Origin of the sequence: Salinivibrio sp. PR932 (assembly GCF_001996125.1) — a bacterium.
Classification (GTDB): Bacteria; Pseudomonadota; Gammaproteobacteria; order Enterobacterales; family Vibrionaceae; genus Salinivibrio; species Salinivibrio proteolyticus.
Genome location: NZ_MUFM01000011.1, coordinates 104,924 through 112,762, shown reverse-complemented (window position 1 = coordinate 112,762; position 7,839 = coordinate 104,924). Strand labels below are relative to the sequence as shown.

Sequence of the window (7,839 nt, the reverse complement as noted above, 5' to 3'; positions counted from 1 at the left end):
GATTTAAAAATATTATGGACGATAGAAAAGCAACAGTCATTATTTCTTTTTACAATAATAAAAAGGCATTGTGTATGATTTTCCAATCACTCAAAGAAGAGAAAACCTATAACTTTGATGTGATTGTTGCCGATGATGGATCATCTGATGATATCACTTCATGGTTAAAAGACTATATTAAATTACTCCCTTTTCGCGTGTTACATGTGTGGCATGAAGATAAAGGGTTTAGAAAAAATCGAATTTTGAATAAATCGATCGCTGCGTCTAAAACGGATTATTTAATTTTTATCGATGGCGATTGTGTACCTCAAGCTGGTTTTGTGCAAGATCATCTTTATGCTGCAGAAAAAGGGGTGGTCGTTTGTGGGCGCCGTGTCGAGCTGTCTGAAAAATACACTCAAAAATTATATTCTTCTCCAGAGAAGTCAACATTTAGTCATGTTTATTTTATTCCAATGATGTTCCGTTATTTGTGGTTTAATCTGTTAGGTTATGATACAGACGTTACCGGTAAACACATTGAAAATGGTATTCATATAAAGTTTCTCAGAAATCTAATGTTAAAAAGGCGTTTAGAAAAGTCTATTATCGGTTGTAATTTTTCTTTGTTTAAAGACGATTTCAAAAAAATCAACGGATTTGATATGAACTATGAAGCGCCTGCAGTGGGTGAAGATACAGATATTGAATTTCGTTTGAATGGCGTTGGTATAAAAACAAAAGCACTAAAATTTGGTGCAGCATTACTGCACCTTTATCACCAAGAGCTTAAAAGGCCATCTATCAATCAGGAGATCTTTCAAGAAACCGTGAAAAATAAAGCATTCTGGGCAAACAATGGTTTAGACAAGCTATAGTTTTTCATGGATGACGTGCTGGTAAATATCTTGATACTTTTGTGCGCATATTGAGATATCAAATTTTTTGGCTGTATTTAATGCTTCTCGGGCCATACATTCTAACAACTCAGGTGTTTGAGATAGGGTTTCAATATAGTGAGCAAGTGATGCAGCATCACCAGACGGGATCAGATAGCCATTAGTCTCGTGATTAATAATATCAGGGATCCCGCCTGCCTTCGTACCAACTGCCGGCAAGCCTGTGGCCATCGCTTCGAGGATCACAGAGCCTAGCCCTTCACTATACGAAGGATGAACCAGCAAATCGGCGGCTGCGAACCAGTTCCCCATTGCGCTTTGTTTACCCATAAAGCTAATGTTGCCAAGGCCTTGTGCCTGTTTTTCGAGCTCAGCGCGCGCTTTACCGTCGCCTAGTAAGCAGATGTGAACCTGAGGAGCATGCTTCTCGAGCGCCTTGGCGGCGCCAATCGTGACATCAAAGCCTTTGTGAGCGTACATATTCGCGGCTTGAATGACCAAAAACTTATTAGCAAACTGCGCCTTAATCGCGTCGACGTCCGCGTCTGAAACCGGATACTGAACCGGAGAGCTAGGAATGGTTGCGACATTCGCTTGAGGATGGCGCCGAGTTATCTGGCGGACAATCTCCGAACTGAGCCCGACCAACGTACTTGCACGAGTATAGGCAAGTTGAGATAGCCATTTACGCTTTAGGGGATTATCAATGCGTCGTGTGACGATATAGGGTACGCCATGTATCAAGCGCTGGAGCAGCGCCCAATAGATGGCTCGGCCTTCATGAACATGTACCACATCGCAGTCAGCGGTGATTGAGCGCTGATGCGAGCGAGTATAATGCTTACAAAGCACTAATTGGCACTGTTCAAGTGCGCGAATTTCATCAGCAAACGGGCTTTTGGGGTTAGCGACCACAGTGAGTTGATAACCCATTGCGAGCTGTTGTTTGATCAGTGTGAGTGTTTGTCGCTCACCGCCGCTAAACCCAGATGCAAGATTGACATGGCAAATGTGCATATCAAGATTGCCTCTTAACATAGTCTCTCAACCACAAATCGGCATAGCGTGTGAAGACGACATTAGCACTGAGTAGTGCGAGGACAAGCCCATGTCGACCATCTAAAAAGCCTTTTTTTAATATATACATTTTTATGAATCGAAATAGTGCATGGCTAATAGCTTTTAATACACTCGACGACTTTTTACCTTCCCTCTGATCACTCCAAAGCTTTATGTACTGGTTAGTCTTCGCGGTGTACTCATGAAGATAATGAAATGTATTATGCTTTAATACACCATCTAAATAGACTTTTTGATGTGTACTGGGTACTAAAACATGTTCATGGACTAGCGAGTCAGAATACTGAGCCTCAGATGTTTTATAGAGACGACAGATCCAATCAGGGTGCCAACCAGAGTGTTTTATTTCCTTGCCAAATGCACGGGATAGTCGGTTCACATAATAAACTGTGTTCGTTTGTTGGCTATTAATGGCACTTAAGATGCTTTCTTTTAATTCAGGTGTGACTTGTTCATCAGCATCTAGCCACAAGACAAAATCACTTTCCACATATGCTTGTGCGCGCTGTCGCTGCTTACCAAAACCTTGCCAATCTGATTCAATATAAACTTTGTCTGTATATTGTTTGGCAATATCGAGCGTCTGATCGGTGCTGCCAGAATCAAGAATGATGATCTCATCGACCCATCCCTCTACGGACTGTAGACACGGCTCGAGATTGTGTGCCTCGTTTTTTACAATCAGTGCGACGGCAAGAGTATTAGTTGTTTTGGTCATGATGGCTTCCCTGTCCTTGCCACTAGATCAATTACCTGGCGTGGGTCCAAATCGTTTAAACATTTTAAATGCCCTAACGGACATTCGCGTTTAAAGCATGGGCGACAGTCGATATCGGTGTGAATAATATCGACTTTATGGGTTAATGGGGGCGTGTATTCCGGGGATGTGGAGCCGTATACTGCAATCACATGACAATTTACCGCGGCAGCGATATGCATTAAGCCCGAGTCGTTGCTGACCACAGTTTGGCAGGCGCCGAGTAAGTCAACGGCTTCAATCAGGCTGGTTTTTCCCGCTAACACATACATGTCATCTTGCTGGCCAGACAGTGCGGCAATGTTTTCACAGGTTTCAACGTCTTTTGCCGAGCCGAATAGCCACACTTGGTAGCCTTGTGCAATCATCGCTTGTGCGACCGCGGCATAGTGGCGCTCGGGCCACTTTTTCGCTGGGCCAAATTCGGCCCCTGGGCATAAACCAAGCACGGGCTTATCTTGATTCAGCCCCAGTTTTTTGACCACGGCCGCTTGTGCGTCAGGGTCAATGGTTAACTCAGGTTTTGGCAGGCCTTCAAGACCGCCGAGTGAGGCCGAGCTTTGCATCTCAGCTCGAGGGTGAGCCAATGCGACATAGCGCTCAACCATGTACTGAAAGGCTTTCTTGTTGGGGCGTAAGTCATTCAGCAAGCCATACCGCATTTCACCTTTCCAGCCTGTGCGCACTGGAATATTGGCAAACCAAGGGATCAGTGCCGATTTGGCCGAATTAGGCAACACATAGGCGTGATCATAGTGGTGCTTTGCGAGTGCTTTACCCAATTGGCGACGTTTACCGAGCGCAAATTCGCCATGGCCGAGCGGCATCTCAATGCTGCGATTGACCTCTGGCATGCGTGCCAAAATTGGGGCACACCACGCTGGTGCCATCACATCAATCTTGGCGTTAGGGTGCTGTTGCTTAATAGTTTTATACAGTGATTGTGACATCACCATATCGCCTACCCAAGATGGACCAATGACCAGTATGTTCATCATGCTGCCGCCTTCTTTTTTGCTTCTTGATAAATGTTGCGGCCATCTTCTCGGGTCCGGAGAAGCTGAAGAATCCACATATATTGGTCTAGCTGTCCTTCTAGCATTGTCTCGATTTGCGCATTCATAGCGCGTGCATCTGTCTGACTTTCACCGGTTGGAAAGTCGTTGAATGCGGGATAAACGGTGATGTTAAATCGCCCTGTTTGGGCATTAAAGCCGGACAATACCGGGACAATATGGGAACGGGTCACTTTGCTTAGCTTGCCCAAGCTTGGCAAGGTGGCTTTGGTGGTGGCAAAAAACGGCACGAATTCGCTGCTTTCATCACGCATATCTTCATCGGGCAAGTAGTAACCTAGAAATCCGCGTTTAACGGCGCGAATAAAGGGTTTAATACCGGCCTCACGTTCGTAGCAGTTCCCGCCGTATTGCACGCGTTGGCGATGCATCAGCCAATCCAGCAGGCGATTCTTTTGTCGTTTAGAAAAGGCCGCCACCGGCAGTCCTTGAGAAGCAAACAGAATGGCTGCGGCATCAATGGCCCATGTGTGGGGCACAAACAGGATCACCGCTTCGTCATTATCCGTGTGGCGAGTGATGTTCTCCATGCCCGCGACGTCACAGTGGTGTTGAAACCAATGGCGGCTTCGCAAGGTGATCAGCGGAAAGCTAAGCAAAAAGGCCCCAGCCGTGGTTAAGGTTTCTACCAAAATCGCCTGACGTGCCTCGGCGGATTTGTCAGGAAAGCAGGCTTCGAGGTTAAGCCATGCATTCAAAATGGTACCTTTTTTCTTTGCTACCAGTTTGTTGGCGACCCAGCGAGAAAAGCGATACTTCGCCTTAGCCGGAGTGAGTAAACAAACGGGAAGGGCAACCAAAAGCATCAGCCATGTGCCCCAGTATTTTGGCGCCAGATAGGCCCGCGAAAATTCTGGGTTGTAAGCATGCGCGTCGTAATCGTGTCGCTGTTTTGTCATTGCTCTTTCTCACGCCCCAGCCTCACTGGGGCGAACTATTGTTATTAGCGATTAATTTCGGCCAAGTACGCGGCAACACCTTCAGCAACGGTTTTAAATGTTGCGGTGTAGCCTGCTTCTCGAACCTTGGTGAGATCGGCTTGCGTGTAGGTTTGGTAACGGCCTTTCAGGTGGGCAGGAAATGGAATTTCTTCAATTTCACCTTTGCCGTGAAATGCGATCACTGCATTGGCAACAGCGCTGAATGGCTCAGCACGGCCGGTACCACAGTTAAAAATCCCAGAGATTTGCTGCTGCCAGAACCAGATATTCATTGCGCAAACATCGCCGACATAGACAAAATCACGCTTGAAGGTATCACTGCCTTCAAAAAGTTTGGGATTTTCACCGTTTAAAATTTGTTGGTTAAGGTGGTAGGCCACTGAGGCCATACTGCCTTTGTGCTGCTCGCGTGGGCCATACACATTAAAGTAGCGAAAGCCGGTGATAGGTGGCAGTGTTTCACCATGAGCTGCCGCATCGTCCCATACGCGACGGACATAGTTATCGAATTGCTGCTTCGAATAGCCATAGACATTGAGTGCCCCTTCATAGTCGGGCGCTTCAATAAAATCGCTGTCGCGGCCGCCGTAAGTAGCTGCTGACGAGGCGTATAAGAATGGAATATCACGCTCAATACAATAATGGAGTAGCTCTTTGGAGTACTCATAGTTATTGAGCATCATGTACTTACCATCCCACTCTGTGGTGGAAGAGCAGGCGCCTTGGTGAAAAACCGCCTCAATAGGACCAAAGTCATCACCCGCCATAATTTGGGTGAGGAAATCGTCTTTATCCATGTAGTCGGCGATATCGAGATCAACGAGGTTAGCGAACTTGGTGCCGTCTTTTAGGTTATCGACCACCACAATATCGCGATAGCCTTGCTGGTTGAGTGCTTTTACTAAGTTGCTGCCGATCATGCCGGCGCCACCTGTCACAATTATCATATCATTACCTAAATTTTTGCCTGACGACAGACGCCGTCGCCTTCGCTGTTGTCTGTGATAGTATGGTTTAGCATCAACCGGGCAGAGGACAGAACCATACATGAAAACCCGCGATCGAATTATCCATGCTGCACTGGCTTTGTTCAATCAACACGGCGAGCCAAATATTACCACAAACCATATTGCGGCTGACCTCGGTATCAGCCCGGGCAACCTTTACTATCACTTTCGTAATAAAGAGGCGATTATACACAGTATATTCGACCAATACGCGCAAGATCTCGCCTTGGCGTTTGATCCTCATCAGCCCCGCGACGATACCCAAGCCCTGTTGCAGCATTATTTAGACGCGACGTTTAGCCTGATGTGGCGGTATCGGTTCTTTTACGCCAACCTGCCCGACATCCTGCGCCGAGATGAAGCTTTGCAACAAAAGTACTTGGCCGCCCAGCAACAGCTGCAAGTTAATTTAATGACCATACTTCAACACTATAGCCAAGCAGGCTGGCTCGCGCTGGATGAAAGTGCCCTTAGTGCCGTTGGCGAAACCCTGAAGTTGGTGGCGTCGAGCTGGATTTTTTACCAAAGCGCCCAGGCTCCCCAAACGCAAATTCACGCGGGGGTGATTTATAAAGGCGTGCTGCAAATGCTAGAGCTCCTCAGGCCCTTAACTACCGCACAAGGGCAAGCCGCCATTGGTGTATTAATAGACCACTATCGCAAGCAATTAGTTCGCCAAGATAAGCATGCTTTAGACACGCTGAACTGAGTAGTTCGACGGTTTGCCTGCCTAGCTGCGTGATATTCAAACAAGATGACAGCGATTACACGATATGAATCACTGTCTGACATCCCTTATTGGCACCCGGGTATTTAACGTGCCATGATAGCCGCCATCATTCGCTGCCACCGTTGGGCAGCGACCTTCGTAAAGTAATCATCACAGCATGGAGATTGCGATGACGGCTGCCTTCTATCAGCAAATTCGTCACCAGCTTGAGCAAGTAAAAGCTGATGGCTTGTACAAAAGTGAACGTCTTATTACCTCGCCACAAGCGGCCAGTGTTGCCGTCAATCATGAGCAGCAGGTACTGAACTTTTGCGCCAATAACTACTTGGGGTTGGCGAACCATCCTGAGTTGGTCAAGGCTGCCAAGGCAGGGATGGATGAGCACGGTTTTGGTATGGCGTCGGTACGGTTTATTTGTGGGACGCAAGATGCACACAAAACCCTGGAAGCCAAGTTATCTGACTTTCTCGGGATGGAAGATACCATCCTGTATTCCTCATGCTTTGATGCCAACGCGGGCTTGTTCGAAACCATTCTCGGCCCTGACGATGCCATTATTTCTGATGCGCTAAACCATGCGTCAATTATCGATGGCGTACGCTTGTGTAAAGCGAAGCGATTCCGTTATGCCAACAACGATATGGACGAACTGGAAGCCCAGCTTAAAGCCGCGAAAGCCGCCGGTGTGGCGAATATCTTGATTGTGACTGATGGTGTCTTCTCGATGGACGGCGTGGTGGCGAACTTACCAGCTGTGTGCGATCTGGCGGAGCAATATGGCGCGCTAGTCATGGTGGATGATTCCCACGCAGTTGGCTTTATGGGCGAGCATGGCCGAGGGACGCACGAATACCATCAAGTGATGGATCGTGTCGACATCATCACCGGCACCTTGGGTAAAGCGATGGGCGGCGCGTCAGGGGGCTACACGTCAGGCAAAAAAGAGGTGATTGATTGGCTGCGTCAGCGTTCGCGCCCTTATCTCTTCTCCAACTCTCTGGCACCTGCGATTGTGTCTGCCTCTATCCGTGTACTGGATATGCTAGCCGAGAGTGACCACTTGCGTGAGCAGCTTTGGGACAACAGCAAGCACTTCCGTGCACGCATGACGGAAGCTGGCTTTACGCTAGCAGGGGCCGATCACGCCATTATTCCTGTGATGCTTGGCGATGCCAAAGTCGCCAGTGAGTTTGCCGAGCGCATGATGGAAGAGGGCGTCTATGTGGTGGGCTTCTCCTACCCAGTGGTACCGAAAGGTCAAGCACGTATCCGCACCCAGATGTCAGCCGCGCATACGCGTGAGCAATTGGACCGAGCCATTGATGCCTTCATTAAAGTAGGCAAAGAGATGCAACTGATTGGGTAAT

The 7,839-nt window shown here is 47.8% G+C and carries 8 protein-coding genes; 3 read left to right on the top strand and 5 right to left on the bottom strand.

Features of this window, described 5'->3' with window-relative positions:
* The coding region (locus tag BZG84_RS07795) for a glycosyltransferase (RefSeq protein ID WP_338013089.1) at positions 1 to 860 on the top strand (860 nt) is incomplete at its 5' end.
* Here BZG84_RS07795 and BZG84_RS07790 read toward each other — a convergent pair.
* The 5 genes from BZG84_RS07790 to rfaD are packed head-to-tail and all read right to left on the bottom strand — an operon-like array spanning position 855 to position 5,682.
* On the bottom strand, positions 855 to 1,898 hold the full coding sequence (locus BZG84_RS07790) for a glycosyltransferase family 4 protein (protein WP_077479537.1): 1,044 nt from the start codon (positions 1,896 to 1,898) through the stop codon (positions 855 to 857). The genes BZG84_RS07795 and BZG84_RS07790 overlap by 6 nt on opposite strands.
* 1 nt (position 1,899) lies before the next feature.
* On the bottom strand, positions 1,900 to 2,679 hold the full coding sequence (locus tag BZG84_RS07785) for a glycosyltransferase family 2 protein (RefSeq protein ID WP_077479536.1): 780 nt from the start codon (positions 2,677 to 2,679) through the stop codon (positions 1,900 to 1,902).
* On the bottom strand, positions 2,676 to 3,713 hold the full coding sequence (gene waaF / locus BZG84_RS07780; protein WP_101494758.1) for a lipopolysaccharide heptosyltransferase II: 1,038 nt from the start codon (positions 3,711 to 3,713) through the stop codon (positions 2,676 to 2,678). Before waaF ends, BZG84_RS07785 begins: the two co-directional genes overlap by 4 nt.
* Entirely contained in the window at positions 3,713 to 4,693 is a 981-nt protein-coding gene (locus tag BZG84_RS07775; RefSeq protein ID WP_077479534.1) for a lipid A biosynthesis (KDO)2-(lauroyl)-lipid IVA acyltransferase, read from the bottom strand. Before BZG84_RS07775 ends, waaF begins: the two co-directional genes overlap by 1 nt.
* 44 nt (positions 4,694 to 4,737) lie before the next feature.
* Positions 4,738 to 5,682 carry an ADP-glyceromanno-heptose 6-epimerase gene (rfaD, locus tag BZG84_RS07770; protein WP_077479533.1) on the bottom strand — a complete coding sequence of 315 codons (945 nt, stop codon included), beginning with the start codon at positions 5,680 to 5,682 and terminating at the stop codon, positions 4,738 to 4,740.
* Between the two features lie 100 nt (positions 5,683 to 5,782).
* Here rfaD and BZG84_RS07765 point away from each other — a divergent pair, with 100 nt between their 5' ends.
* Positions 5,783 to 6,451, top strand: a complete 669-nt coding sequence (locus BZG84_RS07765; RefSeq protein ID WP_069590877.1) for a TetR/AcrR family transcriptional regulator — start codon at positions 5,783 to 5,785, stop codon at positions 6,449 to 6,451.
* Positions 6,452 to 6,641: 190 nt separating this feature from the next.
* Positions 6,642 to 7,838 carry a glycine C-acetyltransferase gene (locus BZG84_RS07760; protein WP_069590876.1) on the top strand — a complete coding sequence of 399 codons (1,197 nt, stop codon included), beginning with the start codon at positions 6,642 to 6,644 and terminating at the stop codon, positions 7,836 to 7,838.
* Position 7,839 lies beyond the last annotated feature (1 nt).

Coding starts and splice junctions, on each gene's coding strand:
- BZG84_RS07790 (WP_077479537.1), bottom strand. CDS start 1,898: ATGCACATTTGCCATGTCAATCTTGCATCTGGGTTTAGCGGCGGTGAG.
- rfaD (WP_077479533.1), bottom strand. CDS start 5,682: ATGATAATTGTGACAGGTGGCGCCGGCATGATCGGCAGCAACTTAGTA.
- BZG84_RS07775 (WP_077479534.1), bottom strand. CDS start 4,693: ATGACAAAACAGCGACACGATTACGACGCGCATGCTTACAACCCAGAA.
- BZG84_RS07760 (WP_069590876.1), top strand. CDS start 6,642: ATGACGGCTGCCTTCTATCAGCAAATTCGTCACCAGCTTGAGCAAGTA.
- BZG84_RS07765 (WP_069590877.1), top strand. CDS start 5,783: ATGAAAACCCGCGATCGAATTATCCATGCTGCACTGGCTTTGTTCAAT.
- BZG84_RS07785 (WP_077479536.1), bottom strand. CDS start 2,679: ATGACCAAAACAACTAATACTCTTGCCGTCGCACTGATTGTAAAAAAC.
- waaF (WP_101494758.1), bottom strand. CDS start 3,713: ATGAACATACTGGTCATTGGTCCATCTTGGGTAGGCGATATGGTGATG.